This window comes from Catenuloplanes nepalensis (assembly GCF_030811575.1).
Lineage (GTDB): Bacteria > Actinomycetota > Actinomycetes > Mycobacteriales > Micromonosporaceae > Catenuloplanes > Catenuloplanes nepalensis.
This window is the reverse complement of sequence record NZ_JAUSRA010000001.1, coordinates 577757-592492: the sequence shown is the minus strand read 5'-3', so window position 1 is coordinate 592492 and position 14736 is coordinate 577757. Positions and strand designations below refer to the sequence as shown.

The following is a 14736-nucleotide window of genomic DNA, read 5'->3' as shown; positions in this document are numbered from 1 at the left end:
CCGCGATCAGGCGGCGCGACGCGGGCCAGACACGATGACACGGGCCAAGCACGAGACACGGGCCAGACGCGAGCGCACGCACGGGCGCGCCGGACTCGGGGGGTTCAGGTGCAAGGGCTGGAGACCGCGCCGGGGGCGGTGCCGAGGATCCGCGGCTCGCTGGTCAGTTGGAAGTCGAGGCGCCAGTTCGTGCAGGTCTCGCCGGGGCGTTCGGCCGGGCCGAAGCCGGGCGCCTGGCTGCTGGTGAACGAGACCGTCGCGACGTCGCCGTTCACGGCGAGCAGCCACACGTCGAAGTCCTGGGTGGTGGCGGTGTCCTCGTTGAACGTCGCGACCTGCGCGGCGTCGCCCGGGTCGACCACGCCGCCGGGCGCGAAGACCCGGGTGGCGACCGTGGGATCGTGCGCGTTGATGCCGGTGAAGTAGGTGTCGAACAGCGTGGCGATCTCGGCCACCCGGGCGTCGGCCGCGGCCGCGGAGGCGATCGACACGAGACCGACCCGCCCCGGCGGCGACGGATCCGGCAGCACCTCCGTCACCGGAGACGGCTCCGCCCCGTGGGGTGACACCGGCTCATCGGACAGCCCTTCGTCGAACGGATCGGCCGAGAAGCCCTGCCCGGAGCTTCCGTCCGTCCCGGACCGCGACTCGGTGAAGCCGGCCCCGGGAGCGGCCGTGCCGGCGGCCGACTCCGGGCCGGCGTCGACCAGCAGATATCCGGCGCCGAGCAGCCCGGCCAGCACCACCAGCGCGGCACCGGCCACCCGCCACCGCCCGGCCGGTGCCGCGGCCCGGCGGCGGCGCACACGCGACACCGACCCGGCGGGCCGGCTTCCCGACGCCCCCGGCATCGATCCCGCCCCCGGCATCGGTCCCGGCGCCGGCTCCGCTTCCGGCCCCGTCGCGGGTGCGGCGCCGTCGCAGACCAGGCAGCGCGGCGCGGACGCGTCATTCGCCGTACCGCATTCGGGGCATCGCCATTCGATCATCAATTGCCTCCGGTACGCGCGCATTGGAAACGGTGTCCTCCGATGCAGTGAATAGCGCTGTCGTGCCGCCGGGCAACGCATTACCGTGCGATTCACCGGACCCGGTACCGGGTCGGCCCGGACCGGTGGCGGAGCGCACCGGACGCCGCTCCACTCAGGCCGAAGGAACACCCCGGCAGGACGAAAAGCCCATGTCACACCGGCTGCGAACTCCGTACCGTCGGGCTCCATAAACCACTGTCGGCACTGGTGGGAGCGTATGTACGTCGAGGAAGCCACCACCGTCACGGCCCCGGTTCAGGCCGCGCGGTTCCATCACGGCGAGCCGGATTCGGCGACCCGTCACGGGCCGTTGTCCGCGATCACCCGATGCCTGAGCGGCGCGGTCTACACCGTTCCCGGATTCGCGGATCGGGTGATCACGGAATTGCTCCAGGATCGCCATCGCGCCGTTTCCCCGGCCGTCGACTACGACGTGGAACCGGTGCTGCGGCACGCGTTCCGGGCGCGCCGGCTCTGGCTCACCCAGCACGCCGCGGTCTGCGCGATTCTGCTGCTCGCCTACATCATCGCGTCCGGCCCGGTGCTCGGTCTGGTCTGCTTCGGCCTGTTGCTGACCGGTGCCGCGCGGTGGATCGGCGGCCGGCGCCCGAAGGCCTGGCAGCTGGTGCTGGCCGGCCTGGTCGCGCTGCCGCTGCTCTACGCGCTCATCGGGCCGATGATCTACGGCCCCGCCGGGACGCCGACCGAGTACGCGACCGCGGAGGAGGACACGCGCTCGCCGTACGCGATGACGCTGTTGATCGGTCTTGCGGTCTTGATCGTCACGGTCGCGGTGCGGCACACGATCCTGCGCGCGCTCACGGTCGAGCTGAGCCCCGGCCACGCGGACCGGGGCGCGATCGTGCCGAGTCCGCGGGTCGAGGAGCGGATCGCGCGGCTGTCGCTGGCCCAGCGCGGCAACATCCTGCTGCACTCCGGTGACAACCCGTTCCTCGGCGCGGGCGGCGTGCTTCGTGCCTGGTCGATGGCGATGGAGCTGAAGCCGGACGGCGACGGTGACCGGCCGGTCACGGTCGACCCGGCCGAGCTGAACCGGTTCGTCAAGCGGCGGCTGGCCGCGCTGCGCGCCGGTGACCTGCGCGAGGCCGAGCGGATGTCCGGGCTGACGCTGCGCGACCAGATCGTCTCCGCGGGCGTCGGCGGCGACGGCTGGCCGCTGGTCGACACGGACGAGCTGGTGCCGTACTCGCACGCGACGCCGGCCGCGATGGAGTCGGTGATCCGGCATCCGCAGGCCAGCGTGCGGCACTTCCTGCGGGCCACGGTCGGCGCGAACGTGACGCCGGTGCACTCCGCGGACGGACGCATGCTGATCCCGGGTGAGCACCACAGCATCGCGGTCTCCACGTTCACGCACATCGCGGTGGAGGGCGGCATGCTCTACGTGGAGACGGTCTCGACCGTGCTGGGCCCGCTCGGCCACCGGTACCGGCGGATCGACGGCTACCCAGCCGGCGGCGGCGTCGCGGGGCGGGCCGTGCTGGAGAGCCTGCGCGACTTCGGCGAGAACATCGCGCTGGCGCCGTTCCGGATGGCGGTCACGCTCTACCGGATGGCGCTGCTGGCCCGCGCCCTCCGCCGGACGGAGGCCGAGGTGACCGAGGAGGACCTCGGCGACTTCGGTGCGCGGTTCGACCTGCGGCAGGCGACGTCCGCGGCCCGGCCGGTGACCTACCTGCAGCGGCTGGACGCGGAGAAGTACACGAAGCTGATCGAGCGCCGGATCAGCGAGGCGGTGATCGGCTACCTGCGCGACGCCGGGATCGACACGTCCGAGTACGAGCGGCGGATGAACGTCTACAACAACAGCAGCGTGTTCATCAGCGGCGACAACTACGGCGCCGCGGCCGCGGGCTCGGAGGCGCAGGCCACGAAGCACGACGGCGACGGCGGCGGGTCGAAGAAGGGGAAGGACGACTGATGGGCGTCCACATCCACGGCGACAACCACGGTGCCGCCGCGGCCGGCGATCACGCGAAGGCGATCGTCGGCGAGCGCCGGGCCGAGTCGCTCGCGCCGGTGGTGTCCGCGGCCCGGCGGCTGCACGCCGCGATCGACGCGGTGCCGGAGGCGCTGCCCGACCCGGACGCGGCGCTGCGCGACGTGAACGCGATCGCGGCCGCGACCGAGTCCGATCCGCCGGACACCGCGGCCGCGATGGCAGCGGCCCGCCGGCTGCTGGACCGGGTCACCGCGGCGGGCGCGTTCGCCAGCGCCACCGAGAAGCTGCGAGCGGCCCTGCGGTCTTGAGGCGACCACGACGAAACGTGTAGGGAGGAGCGCCAGCGACGACCGTTGCCCGCGGGAGCACTCGGAACGCGCCCACGCCGGAAGTGGGAAAATCTTGATCTTGAAGGTCGACGAGCCGCACCACGCACTCATGATCAAGGCGTCCCCGAAGTCGTTAGAACGACTTCGGGGACGCCTCGATCATGGACGGTCAGCTCTCGAACAGGACCCGCAGTGCCTCCGACACCGTGAACGCGCCCGCGTAGAGCGCCTTCCCGGCGATGACGCCCTCGACGCCGGCCGACTCGAGCGTGGCCAGCGCACGCAGGTCGTCCAGCGTGGACACGCCGCCGCTGGCGATCACCGGGGCGGGCGTGGCGGCGCAGACCTCGCGGAGCAGTTCGAGGTTCGGGCCGCGCATGGTGCCGTCCTTGGTGATGTCCGTGACGACGTAGCGAGCCGCGCCGGCCTTGTCCAGGCGGGCGAGCACCTCGTAGAGGTCGCCGCCGTCCCGGGTCCAGCCACGCGCGGACAGCGTGCGGCCGCGCACGTCCAGGCCGATCGCAACACGGTCGCCATACTCCGCGGCGACCCGGTCGCACCACTCCGGGTTCTCCAGCGCGGCCGTGCCGATGTTGACCCGGGTCGCGCCGGTGTCCAATGCGCGCTTCAGGGACTCGTCGTCGCGGATGCCGCCGGAGAGTTCCACGTTGACGTCGAGCCGGCCCACGACCTCGGCCAGCAGCTCGGCGTTCGAGCCACGGCCGAACGCGGCGTCCAGGTCGACCAGGTGAATCCAGGTGGCTCCGTCGAGTTGCCAGGCGAGCGCGGCCTCCAGCGGGTCGCCGTACGCGGTCTCGCTGCCGGCCGCGCCCTGCACCAGGCGGACGGCCTGACCGTCGGCGACGTCGACGGCGGGAAGCAGTTCGAGGGTCACGAATTCTCCTTGATCATGAGTTTCTTCGGCCCAGCGCGATCACGACCAGCGCTGGTAGGGCGAGGATCAGCACCAGGACGATGATCAGGCGCATCACCAGGTCGTCCACCAGGTACCAGGTCACCATCACGGCCAGCAGGCTGAGCATCACGATCGCGGCGCGCTGGGCCGCGGTCCGCCGCGGCTGCAGCCGGCCGGTGCGCCGGTCCGGCAGCTTCGGCACGATCTTGCCGGTGATGTCCCGGCGTTTCTGGCGGCGCGACGCCACGGCCGCGCGGGCGGCGCGCTGCCGCTCCGCCTCCAGCAGCCGGGCGGCTCGCCGGATGGCCCGGTCCTTGCTCACAGCCCCGCGATCCAGTTCCGGAGCAGGCGCGCGCCGGTGTCGCCGGACTTCTCCGGGTGGAACTGCGCGACCGAGAGCGGGCCGCGCTCGACCACGGCGGCGAAGGGCTCGTCGTGCGCGGCCGTGGTGACCAGCGCATCCCCCAGCGCGCCGAGCCCGGAGGCCGCGTAGGAGTGCACGAAGTAGAACCGGGCGTCGCCCGGCATGCCGTCCATCAGGCGGCTCCCGGACGGCACGGTGACCGTGTTCCAGCCCATGTGCGGGATGCGCTCGGCCGTCAACCGGGTCACGCCACCGGGCAGCAGGCCGAGGCCCTTGGTGACGGTGCCGTGCTCGTCGCCGAACTCGAAGAAGATCTGCATGCCCACGCAGATGCCGAGCACCGGGCGGCCGGCCGCGACCCGCTCCGCGATCATCGGGCCGGCGTCGATCTTCTCCACGCCGGCCATGCACGCGGCGAACGCGCCGACGCCCGGCACGACCAGGCCGTCCGCGTCCGCGGCCGCGGCCAGGTCCGGCGTGACCGTCACGTCCGCGCCGGCCCGCTCGAGCGCGCGCTCGGCGGAGCGCAGGTTGCCGGAGCCGTAGTCCAGGATCACCACACGCTTTGTCATGATTGCTCCCCTATTCCGGGATGAGCCAGAGGATGCCGCCCGCCGCGGCCAGCGCGGCGAGCAGTCCGGTGATCACTATCGAGAACGTGCTCGCCTCCTGCCGGTGGAGCGAGAACGCCCCACCGGCGAGAATCCCGGCGAAAGCCAGCAGGAGCAGCGGGATCACAGCGTGCCCTTGGTCGAGGGGATCGCGCCCGCGTTGCGCGGGTCGATCTCCACCGCCTCGCGCAGCGCCCGGGAGACGGCCTTGAACTGCGCCTCCACCACGTGGTGCGCGTCCGGGTGGCCACCCTCCCGCGCGCCCCGCAGCACCGAGACGTGCAGCGTCATCTTCGCGGTCTGCGCGAACGACTCCCAGATGTGCCGGGTCATGCTGGTCGCGTAGACCGGCCCGATATACGGCGTGAGCAGTGGCTCGTCGTGCACCATGTACGGCCGGCCGGACAGGTCGAGCGCGGCCCGGACCAGCACCTCGTCCATCGGGATGGTGGCGGAACCGTACCGCCGGATGCCGGCCTTGTCGCCGAGCGCCTCCGCGAACGCGGTGCCCAGCGCGAGCGCGGTGTCCTCCATCGTGTGGTGCGCGTCGATCTCCAGATCGCCCTCGGTGTGCACGGTCAGGTCGAAGCCGCCGTGCTTGGCGATCTGGTTCAGCATGTGGTCGAAGAAGCCCACGCCGGTGCTGATGTCGCCCTTGCCGGTCCCGTCCAGGTCCAGCTCGATGCGCACCTTGGTCTCGTTGGTGGTGCGGTCGATCCGCGCCCGTCGGCTCATCGGTCAAGCTCCTTCATCGCGTTCAGGAAAGCGTCGGTCTCGTCGGGGGTGCCGGCCGTGACGCGCAGCCAGCCGGGCAGACCGACGTCCCGCACGAGGACACCACGGTCGAGCAGCGCCCGCCAGGCGGTCTTCTGGTCGGGATCGGGCGTCGCAAAAAGGACAAAATTCGCGTCGCTCTCCGCAACGGTGAGCCCACGGTCGCGCAGGACGGACACGATCCGGTCCCGCTCGACCTTGATCGCCTCGACCGTGCTCAACAGCGCGGCCCGGTGCGACAGCGCGGCCCGCGCCGCGGCCTGGGTCAGCGCGGAAAGGTGGTACGGCAACCGGACCAGCTGCACCGCGTCCACCACGGCCGGGTGCGCGGCCAGGTAGCCCAGGCGCCCGCCGGCGAACCCGAACGCCTTGCTCATCGTGCGCGTCACCACCAGCCTCGGGTGGCCGGGCAGCACCTCCAGCGCGCTCGGCGTGCCGGGGCGGGCAAACTCCGCATACGCCTCGTCGACGATCACCATGCCGGGCGCGGCGTCCAGCACGGCCGCGATCACGGCCGGGTCCAGCGCGGTGCCGGTCGGATTGTTCGGCGAGCAGAGGAAGACCAGGTCGGGCGCGTGCTCGCGGATCTGCGCCACCGCGTGCTCCGCGGCAAGGCCGAAGCCCTCGTCGCGCCGGCCGTCCACCCAGCGGGTGCCGGTGCCGACCGCGAGCAGCGGGTGCATCGAGTAGGCCGGGGTGAAGCCGAGCGCGGTGCGCCCCGGGCCCGCGAACACCTGCAACAGTTGCTGCTGGATCTCGTTGGAACCGTTCGCCGCCCAGACGTGCGCGGTGGTCAGGCCATGCCCGAGGTACTCCGCGAGCGCGCCGCGCAGCGCGATCGCGTCCCGGTCCGGGTAGCGGTTGAGGTCGCGCAGCTCGGCCTGGAGCGCCTTGCCGATCGCCTCGACCACCTCGTCGGGCACCGGGTACGAATTCTCGTTCGTGTTCAGCCGGACCGGCACGTCGAGCTGGGGCGCGCCGTACGGGCTCAGGCCGCGCAGGTCGTCCCGGATGGGAAGGTCGATCATGCGAACCCTCCGGGGAACCGCGCGGTGACGGCCTCGCCGTGCGCCGGCAGGTCCTCCACCGTGGCGAGCGCGACCACGTGCGCCGCGACCTCGCGCAGCGCGGGCTCGTCATACTCCACGATGTGCACGTTCTTCAGGAACGACTGCACGGACAGGCCGGACTGGTGCCGGGCGCAGCCGCCGGTCGGCAGCACGTGGTTGGAGCCGGCGCAGTAGTCGCCCAGCGACACCGGCGCGAACGCCCCCACGAAGATCGCGCCGGCGTTGCGCACCCGCATCGCCCACTCGCGCGCGTCCCGCGTCTGGATCTCCAGGTGCTCCGCCGCGTACGCGTCGACGACCCGCAGGCCCTGCTCCAGATCCGCGACCAGGACGATCCCCGACTGCGAACCGGTCAGCGACGTGGTGATCCGCTCGGTGTGCTTGGTGGCCGCGACCATCCGGGACAGCGCGTCCTCGATCGCGTCCGCGAGCGCCACGGACGGCGTGACCAGCACGCTCGCCGCGAGGGGGTCGTGCTCGGCCTGGCTGATCAGGTCGGCCGCGACGTGCACCGGGTCGGCGGTGTCGTCGGCCAGGATCGCGATCTCGGTCGGCCCGGCCTCCGCGTCGATGCCGACCACGCCGCGCAGCAGCCGCTTCGCCGCGGTCACCCAGATGTTGCCGGGGCCGGTGATCACGTCGACCGGGGCGCAGCCGTCGCCGTCGACCGCGCCGGTCGAGCCGTAGCCCAGCATCGCGATCGCCTGGGCGCCGCCGGCCGCATAGACCTCGTCCACGCCGAGCAGCGCGCACGCGGCCAGCACCCGGGCGTCCGGCAGGCCGCCGTTCTCCTTCTGCGGCGGGCTCGCCACCACCAGCGCATCCACGCCCGCGATCTGCGCGGGCACCACGTTCATCACGACGGTCGACGGGTACATCGCGAGGCCGCCGGGCACGTAGAGACCGACGCGGGACACCGGCAGCCAGCGCTCGGTGACCGTGCCACCGGCCGCGACCTGCGTGGTCACGTCGTGCCGGCGCTGGTCGGCGTGCACCTTGCGGGTGCGGGCGATCGCCTCCTCCAGCGCGGCGCGCACGTCCGGCTCGAGCGCGGAGAGCGACGCCGCGATCGCCTCGGCCGGCACGCGCAGTCGCTCCAGATGCACGCCGTCGAACCGCTCGGTCGCCTCGCGGATGGCCGGGAACCCATGCTCACGGACCGCCTCCACGAGCGGGCGGATGGTCTCGGTCGCGACCGAGACGTCGAGCTGGGCACGGGGCAGCAGGCCACGCGGCACCGCGGCGTCGGCCGCGCTCCGCAGGTCGATCCGGTTCAACACCCTTGGGAGTCTATTCGGCGCGCTCCGGGCGGACAGGGGCCAGTCCGGTTGCCGGGACGATAACGCAGCGGAACCGGCCCCGCGTCCGTCAGGATGGCAGGGTGGCTGAGGATCGGAAGAGGCGCGGGGCTCACGGGCCGGGGCGGTTCCGCTACGCTCGTGGCGTGGTGACGCGGTTGCCGGTGTTCCCGTTGGGGACGGTGCTCTTCCCCGGCCTGGTGATGCCGCTGCACATCTTCGAGGAGCGATATCGCGAGCTGGTCCGTGACCTGGTCGCCCGCCCCGAGGAGACGCCGCGCGAGTTCGGCGTCGTCGCGATCCGCAGCGGCTGGGAGGTGCTGCCCGCCGGACCGGGCGGCCCCGACGCCGCCGCCGCGCGCGTCACGCTGCACGAGATCGGCTGCACCGCCGAGGTCCGCCAGGTCACCGAGCTGCCCGACGGCCAGTTCGACCTGCTCACCGTGGGCCGCCGCCGCTTCCGGATCACCGAGGTGATGCCGGACCCCGCGCCCTATCTGGTCGCCCAGGTCGAGTGGCTGCCCGAGCCGGCCGGCGCCGAGGACGTGGCCGACCTGCTGGCCCCGCGCGTGCTCGCCACGTTCCGCGAATACCTGAGCCTGATGCGCCCGGAGTCGCCCGACGTGCCCGAACAGCTCCCGGACGACCCGACCACGCTCTCCCACCTGGTCGCGGCGACCGGCGCGTTCACGGTCGAGGACCGCCAGGCCCTGCTCGCCGCGACCGACACCGCGGCCCGCCTACGCGCCGAGCTCAAGCTGCTCACCCGCGAGGCCGCGCTGTTCCGCACGGTCCGCGCGGTCCCGGTCCCGCTCTCCGAATACGCCACCCCGTCCAGCCAGAACTAGACCTTTCGCCTGCGGCGCTTCCGGAGATCGATTTTCCCGCTTCCGGCGTGGGCACTTTCCCAGTGCTCCCGCGGGCACCGGTCGGCCGCGGGCGGCCTCCCTGCCGGTCCCGCCGCTGGTTCCCGCAACCCCGAAACCGCGAACCCGGGCTCACCTGCCGGCTTCCGGACGCTCCCACTCCTTGGTGTCGCTGCTGTCGCCCACGGCCTCAGTCGGCCCGGAGGGCGGCGTGCCCGCATCGAGCGGCGCCGGTGCGCCGAGGTCGCTGGAGGGTGCGGTGAAGGCCGGGCCGATCGGGGTGGCGGGCGGGTAGGTGGGCGACGGCTCGGGGCGGAGCGACGGCCACGGGGACCAGCCGGCGAGCAGCGTGTAGGTGGCCGCGGCGGCCAGCGGGCCGGCCAGCAGGTCGCCGCGGATGCCGGGCAGGAAGCCCAGGAACAGGTGCACCTCGCCGGCCCGCAGCTCGGCCGGCTTGGTGAAGTGCTCGCCGATCGCCGCGGTCGCCTTGAGCCGCTCGTACTCGCCGAGGCCGACCTTGCTGCCCGCCCATGACGCCAGCAGCGCCGCACCGATCGTTCCGAGCGTGACCGCGGTCAACGCGATCGCGCCGCGATAGCGGCGCAGCGCGTACCACGCCGCCACGGTGATCAGGATGCCGAACGCGATGCCGAGGAACGTGAACCACCCGTCCGCGGCCACGAACTGCTCCGGCTGCGCGGACGTGAGCAGCGGACCGTTCTCGCCCTGCACGACCGGCACGTCCGGCGCCAGCACGGCCCAGAGCAGCCCGAGCGGGATGCCCAGCGCCGCGATCACCAGCCCTGCAGCGACGGACCACGCGATCTCCCGGCCGAGCGGCGGCCCCGGCGACTCCGGCGGCTCCGAGGGGGACGGCGGACCCGCCGGGTCCGGCGTCAGCGGATCGGGCGGCGACCCGGGCAGCTCCGGCGCGGACACCGGCGACGGCTCCGGGCCATGGTCGTCGGACGACGGGACACCGCTGACGCCGGGCTGCCAACTGGACGCGCTCACGCCTCGATCCTCTCAGGCGCCGTGAGCGTGCGCCGCCGGGACCCGGATCACCGGGCGAACGGCTCCAGCATCATCGAGGTGGCGCGCAGCCAGGCGTTCCGCGTCTCCGGCTGGAGCTGGTGGTACTCGATGGACGCGCCGGTCTCCAGGGCCGGGTCGTACGGCACGATCGCGACCGCCCGGGTCCGCGTCTTGAAGTGCTTCTCCAGGTCGTCGAGCAGCGGTGACTTGCCCGGCGTCGGGCAGGAGATGAGCGTCACCGCGTTCGACACCAGGTCGCCCATGCCGACGTCGTCGAGCAGGTCGAGCATCCAGTCCGCGGTGAACGCGGCGTCCTCGCGCGGGACCGTGGTGACCACCAGCTGGTCGGCGGCCTGCAGCACGGTCTGCCAGTTCACGCTCTCCACGTTGTTGCCGGTGTCCACGCAGATCACGTCGTGCGTGCGGCGCAGCAGCTCCAGCACGCGGCGGACCGTGTGCTGGTCGAGGCGCTGGGCGAAGCGCGGGTTCTCCTCGCCGGCGAGCACGTCGTACGACCCGTCGGAGGCGTGCCGGAGGAAGTCGTCGAGCCGGTCGAGCAGCTCGGCGCCGTGCGTTATCTCGATCTGGGCCAGCTCCGCGATCAGGTGCCGGACCGTGCGCGCGTGCCGGGCGCTGCCGGCCCGGAGGCCGAGCGTGCCGCGCAGCTCGTTGTCGTCCCAGGCGAGCACGCCCTTGCCGCGCACGCTGCCGACCGCGGCCGAGGCGAGCACGGTCGCGGTGGTCTTGTGCACGCCGCCCTTCGGGTTGGCGAACGCCATCACGCGCGGGCCGCCCAGGTCACGCTTGAGCACGCTTATCGCGCGCTCGGTCTCCACGTCCATCGCCGGCCGGGCCGCCGGCTCGGGCGCGGCGCCGCCGAGGAAGCCGACGTTCTTCTCCTGGAACCGGGCCGGCGCGGCCGGCTGGGCCTGCGGCGCCGGCGGCTCGGTCTTCGGCGGCGGGGGCGGGGGCACGTAACCGGGCGGGGACAGGATCGAGTAGCGCGACGGCTGCGGCGGATAGTCACGCTCGGGTGCGGCGTAGGCCTGCGGCGCGCCACCGTAGGCGCCGCCCGGCGGGGCCTGCGCGGCCGCGGGCGGCATCGGTGGTGCCTGCGGGACCGGCGGCGCCGGCGCGGCTGCCTGCGGCACCGGTGGGGGCGCCGGAGCACCGGCCGGCGGCATCGGCGGGCCGGACGGGTAACGGCCCGGCTGGACCGGCGAGTAGCGCGGGTCCAGCGCGGCGTAGCGGGACTCGAAGCCCTCGTCCGGGCCGCTCGGCGTGACCGGCGGCGGCTGCACGGGCTGCGGCCCGCCGTAGGCTCCGCCGGCCGGCGGGTACGGCTGGCGGCGGGCCGTGCCGGTGGCGTCCGGTCCGGGCCGCATCGGCGGCTGCTGCGCCGGCGGCGGCTGCACCGGGTCCTGCTGGCGCCCGTTCACGGCCGCGCCGTAGGACGGGGAGGCGGGGGTGCGCTGCGGGCGGCGCGGCAGCGGGCTGTCCGGCGGAGGCACCGGCGCGTCGAGCGGGCCGCCGCCGGGCGGGGTGGACTCGAAGTAGCCGCGGCGTGGGTCGCCCTCGGGCGCGCCGTACCGATTGCCGCCCTCGGGGTAGCCGTTCGCCTCCGGATAGCCGCTAGCGCCGGGATGCCCGTTATGTCCGTTCGCCGGGTAGCCGGGCTCGCCGCGGCCCGCCCGGTCCGCGTTCACCTGGGCATGCTCCCCGGTCCGGCCACCGAGCAGGGCACGGTCAAGAAGCGCTCGCCATCGCGGCGGCGGTTCCTGCCCCCGACCCCAGTCGGTCTCGGTGCCCTCCACGGATGCATCCTCCCAGCGCCAATGGTCTGCCTGACAGGCTACGAAGGAAACCCGCTTCAGGCCACACCCGCATCCTCATCCCAATCGTCCGGCCATCTACCCAAAACGGCCGGACTCCGCAGACCCTAACGATGCGTGCCGGATCGTGCGGCCGCCGCCCCGAACGCTGAACCTGACCGTCGGTACGGGGACTGCCGCGCTGCCGGATGGTTCAACGCGTGGGGCCGCGCCGGGATGCTGCCATTCTCCCCTATCGGCCGCCCGGCGTCACGGGTGTGCCGAGCGGCGCCATGGATTCTGTGAGCCCGTCCACAGGTGGTTTGACCACGTCGTCCTGTTCCGGAAGCGGGGGCAGGAGCACGGCGCGGTCGAGGCGGGACAGCTCGGGGGCCGGATCGACGACCCGGACCTCGGGCCGCTCGGCGACCGCGGTCAGCTCCGCCGGCGTGGCCCGAATCACGGCCGCGTAAAGACACGAACACCCGTCGCGGTACGCCGTCGCCTCCGTCGCCGCCACCGCGGCGCCGCTGTCGTACACGGTCCGCAACCGGAGCTCCTGCGCGGAGTCACCGGTCAGCTTCGCGCTCAGCCGGCGATAGTCCTCGGCCTCCCGGTCCTTGCGCTCCGCGATCACGCCCATGCCGCCGATCAGGTCGGCCGGCAGCCGCTGCACCGCGATCCGGACGATCTCGGTCTGGGCGCCGGCCAGCGGCACCCGGCCGACCACCACCGCGGCGGCCCGGCCCTCCAGCGCGGCGGCCAGCCGGTCCGGCGCGAGGTACTCGGTGAACGTGACCAGCGCGAACACGGCGGTGGTGGCGCCGCCGAGCGTGGCCAGCTCGGCGGCGGACGCGTCCGCGTACCCCGGGATCGAGTCGCCCTCGACCACGCCGAGGCGGACCACGTCACCCACGGTGTCGTCGCCGGACGGCGCCGGCCGGTCCGCGGCCCAGACCGCGGTCAGCAGCACCGCGACGGAGGCGGCCACGGCCGCGCCGGTCAGGAACCGCAACCGGCCGGGGGTACGCCCGGCCCGTGCGAGACCACGGCCGAGCGGCGGCAGGAGCCGCTCGTCCAGCCGCCGCAGCAGCCCGGTCAACTCGCCGCGCGCAGCACGTCGAGGGCGTGCTGCAGGTCGTCCGGGTACTCGCTGACGAACCGCACCTCCTCGTACGTGCCCGGGTGGGTGAAACTCAGCTCGCGCGCATGCAGCCACTGCCGGTGCAGGCCGGCACGCTGCGCGAGGGTCGGGTCGGCGCCGTAGGTGAGATCGCCCACGCACGGGTGCCGCATCGCGGACATGTGCACCCGGATCTGGTGGGTGCGCCCGGTCTCCAGCCTGATGTCGACCAGGCTGGCCGACCGGAACGCCTCGAGCGTGTCGTAGTGCGTGATGCTCGGCTTGCCGCCGGTCATCACCGCCCACCTCCAGTCCGAGGACGGGTGCCGGTCGATCGGCGCGTCGATCGTGCCGCGCAGCGGGTCGAGGTGCCCCTGCACGATCGCGTGGTAGCGCTTCTCCACCTCGCGCTCCTTGAACGCGCGCTTGAGCACCGTGTACGCGTGCTCGCTCTTCGCCACCACCATGAGCCCGGTGGTACCCACGTCGAGCCGGTGCACGACCCCCTGGCGCTCGGCGGCGCCGCTGGTCGCGATCGTGTGGCCGAGCCCGGCGAGACCGCCGATCACGGTCGGGCCGGTCCAGCCCGGGCTCGGGTGGGCCGCGACGCCGACCGGCTTGTCGACCACCACGATGTCGTCGTCGGAGTGGACGACCCGCAGGCCGTCCACGGTCTCCGCGACCACGGTCGGCGGCGCGGCCGGTGCGGGCAGCGTCACCTCCAGCCAGGAGCCGCCGGAGACCTTGTCTGATTTGCCGCGCCGGGTGCCGTCGACATAGGCGTCGCCGGCCTCGACGATCGCGGCGGCCGCGGTGCGGGAGAGCCCGAACAGCCGGGAGACGGCGGCGTCGAGACGCAGGCCGTCGAGGCCGTCGGGCACGGGGAGGGATCGGGTATCACCGGAGGGCTGCGTCACGCGCTCGTGCTGTCCTTCTTGTCACTGCTGCCGGGGGCGGGCTTCTCGCCGCTGTCCGAGGATATCCGGGAGCCGTCCCGCTGCCGTCCGGTGAGTTCCAGCAGCACCGCCAGCACCACCCCGACGCTGAGCGAGCTGTCCGCCAGGTTGAAGATCGGGAACGCGCCCGCGTCGGGCTGGAACACGCTGATGAAGTCGACCACGTGGCCGAGGAACGGGGACGGCTCGCGGAAGATCCGGTCGATCAGGTTGCCGAGCGCGCCGCCCAGCACCAGGCCGAGCGAGATCGCCCACGGGACGGACCGCAGCTTCGTGGCCATCCAGCCGATCCAGATCACCACCACGATCGTGACGATCGGGAAGATCCACGTGTAGTCCTCGCCGAGGCTGAACGCGGCTCCGCTGTTGCGGATCAGGCTCCAGTAGAGCACGCCCGGGATCACCGTCACGTCGTCGCGATAGTTCAGCGTCGCGAGCGCGAGCTCCTTGGTCGCGAAGTCCGCCGCGACGCTGACGGCCGCGACCGCGCCGAGGACGGTGACCGCCCGCCGAACACTTCCGGGCCCGCTGGCACGCGCTTCCGCGGGCGGCTGCTCAGCCTCCACCGTCACCGGTCCGTCCTCCCCGG

Annotated in this window: 16 protein-coding genes; 3 read left to right on the top strand and 13 right to left on the bottom strand. The window is 73.3% G+C overall.

Translation table 11 applies throughout. The features are described from left to right. Positions 1-104 precede the first annotated feature (104 nt). Entirely contained in the window at positions 105-806 is a 702-nt protein-coding gene (locus J2S43_RS02555) for a hypothetical protein (RefSeq protein ID WP_306826923.1), read from the bottom strand. 442 nt (positions 807-1248) lie between these two features. Here J2S43_RS02555 and J2S43_RS02550 point away from each other — a divergent pair, with 442 nt between their 5' ends. Together J2S43_RS02550 and J2S43_RS02545 are read left to right on the top strand one after the other, a co-directional pair. Then, the gene (locus tag J2S43_RS02550) at positions 1249-2973 is read left to right on the top strand and encodes an AbeC-like domain-containing protein (RefSeq protein ID WP_306826922.1); all 1725 of its coding nucleotides are present in this window, start codon (positions 1249-1251) and stop codon (positions 2971-2973) included. After that, on the top strand, positions 2973-3302 hold the full coding sequence (locus tag J2S43_RS02545) for a hypothetical protein (RefSeq protein WP_306826921.1): 330 nt from the start codon (positions 2973-2975) through the stop codon (positions 3300-3302). The genes J2S43_RS02550 and J2S43_RS02545 overlap by 1 nt, the downstream gene beginning before the upstream one ends. A 190-nt stretch (positions 3303-3492) precedes the next feature. On the opposite strand, the gene priA is transcribed toward J2S43_RS02545, so the two are convergent. Genes priA through hisD form a run of 7 tightly spaced genes read right to left on the bottom strand, consistent with a single transcriptional unit; the run spans position 3493 to position 8338 of the window. Further along, the gene (gene priA, locus J2S43_RS02540) at positions 3493-4218 is read right to left on the bottom strand and encodes a bifunctional 1-(5-phosphoribosyl)-5-((5-phosphoribosylamino)methylideneamino)imidazole-4-carboxamide isomerase/phosphoribosylanthranilate isomerase PriA (protein WP_306826920.1); all 726 of its coding nucleotides are present in this window, start codon (positions 4216-4218) and stop codon (positions 3493-3495) included. Between the two features lie 13 nt (positions 4219-4231). Beyond that, positions 4232-4561 carry a hypothetical protein gene (locus J2S43_RS02535; RefSeq protein ID WP_306826919.1) on the bottom strand — a complete coding sequence of 110 codons (330 nt, stop codon included), beginning with the start codon at positions 4559-4561 and terminating at the stop codon, positions 4232-4234. Then, positions 4558-5175, bottom strand: coding sequence for an imidazole glycerol phosphate synthase subunit HisH (gene hisH / locus J2S43_RS02530; RefSeq protein WP_306826918.1), 618 nt, complete (start codon positions 5173-5175; stop codon positions 4558-4560). Before hisH ends, J2S43_RS02535 begins: the two co-directional genes overlap by 4 nt. Positions 5176-5185: 10 nt before the next feature. Further along, positions 5186-5341: a CG2302 family histidine operon protein gene (locus tag J2S43_RS02525; RefSeq protein WP_306826917.1), complete on the bottom strand. Its 156-nt coding sequence runs from the start codon at positions 5339-5341 to the stop codon at positions 5186-5188. Continuing rightward, the gene (hisB, locus tag J2S43_RS02520) at positions 5338-5949 is read right to left on the bottom strand and encodes an imidazoleglycerol-phosphate dehydratase HisB (RefSeq protein WP_033346090.1); all 612 of its coding nucleotides are present in this window, start codon (positions 5947-5949) and stop codon (positions 5338-5340) included. The genes J2S43_RS02525 and hisB overlap by 4 nt, the downstream gene beginning before the upstream one ends. Next, positions 5946-7016, bottom strand: a complete 1071-nt coding sequence (locus J2S43_RS02515) for a histidinol-phosphate transaminase (protein WP_306826916.1) — start codon at positions 7014-7016, stop codon at positions 5946-5948. The genes hisB and J2S43_RS02515 overlap by 4 nt, the downstream gene beginning before the upstream one ends. Further along, positions 7013-8338: a histidinol dehydrogenase gene (hisD, locus tag J2S43_RS02510; RefSeq protein WP_306826915.1), complete on the bottom strand. Its 1326-nt coding sequence runs from the start codon at positions 8336-8338 to the stop codon at positions 7013-7015. The genes J2S43_RS02515 and hisD overlap by 4 nt, the downstream gene beginning before the upstream one ends. A 164-nt stretch (positions 8339-8502) precedes the next feature. Here hisD and J2S43_RS02505 point away from each other — a divergent pair, with 164 nt between their 5' ends. Beyond that, positions 8503-9204, top strand: coding sequence for an LON peptidase substrate-binding domain-containing protein (locus J2S43_RS02505; protein WP_306826914.1), 702 nt, complete (start codon positions 8503-8505; stop codon positions 9202-9204). A 150-nt stretch (positions 9205-9354) separates the two neighbouring features. On the opposite strand, the gene J2S43_RS02500 is transcribed toward J2S43_RS02505, so the two are convergent. From J2S43_RS02500 to lspA, 5 genes are all read right to left on the bottom strand, one after another. Then, positions 9355-10236 carry a DUF2567 domain-containing protein gene (locus tag J2S43_RS02500; RefSeq protein WP_306826913.1) on the bottom strand — a complete coding sequence of 294 codons (882 nt, stop codon included), beginning with the start codon at positions 10234-10236 and terminating at the stop codon, positions 9355-9357. A gap of 47 nt (positions 10237-10283) precedes the next feature. Next, positions 10284-12071, bottom strand: a complete 1788-nt coding sequence (locus tag J2S43_RS02495) for a MinD/ParA family ATP-binding protein (protein WP_370881587.1) — start codon at positions 12069-12071, stop codon at positions 10284-10286. 250 nt (positions 12072-12321) lie between these two features. Then, entirely contained in the window at positions 12322-13170 is an 849-nt protein-coding gene (locus J2S43_RS02490; RefSeq protein ID WP_306826911.1) for a hypothetical protein, read from the bottom strand. After that, positions 13167-14108 (bottom strand): RluA family pseudouridine synthase, encoded by a 942-nt coding sequence (locus J2S43_RS02485; protein ID WP_306826910.1) that lies wholly within the window; start codon positions 14106-14108, stop codon positions 13167-13169. Before J2S43_RS02485 ends, J2S43_RS02490 begins: the two co-directional genes overlap by 4 nt. Continuing rightward, positions 14105-14719, bottom strand: coding sequence for a signal peptidase II (gene lspA, locus J2S43_RS02480; protein WP_370881586.1), 615 nt, complete (start codon positions 14717-14719; stop codon positions 14105-14107). Before lspA ends, J2S43_RS02485 begins: the two co-directional genes overlap by 4 nt. Between the last annotated feature and the right edge of the window lie 17 nt (positions 14720-14736).

Coding starts and splice junctions, on each gene's coding strand:
- J2S43_RS02550 (WP_306826922.1), top strand. CDS start 1,249: ATGTACGTCGAGGAAGCCACCACCGTCACGGCCCCGGTTCAGGCCGCG.
- J2S43_RS02545 (WP_306826921.1), top strand. CDS start 2,973: ATGGGCGTCCACATCCACGGCGACAACCACGGTGCCGCCGCGGCCGGC.
- hisH (WP_306826918.1), bottom strand. CDS start 5,175: ATGACAAAGCGTGTGGTGATCCTGGACTACGGCTCCGGCAACCTGCGC.
- hisB (WP_033346090.1), bottom strand. CDS start 5,949: ATGAGCCGACGGGCGCGGATCGACCGCACCACCAACGAGACCAAGGTG.
- J2S43_RS02515 (WP_306826916.1), bottom strand. CDS start 7,016: ATGATCGACCTTCCCATCCGGGACGACCTGCGCGGCCTGAGCCCGTAC.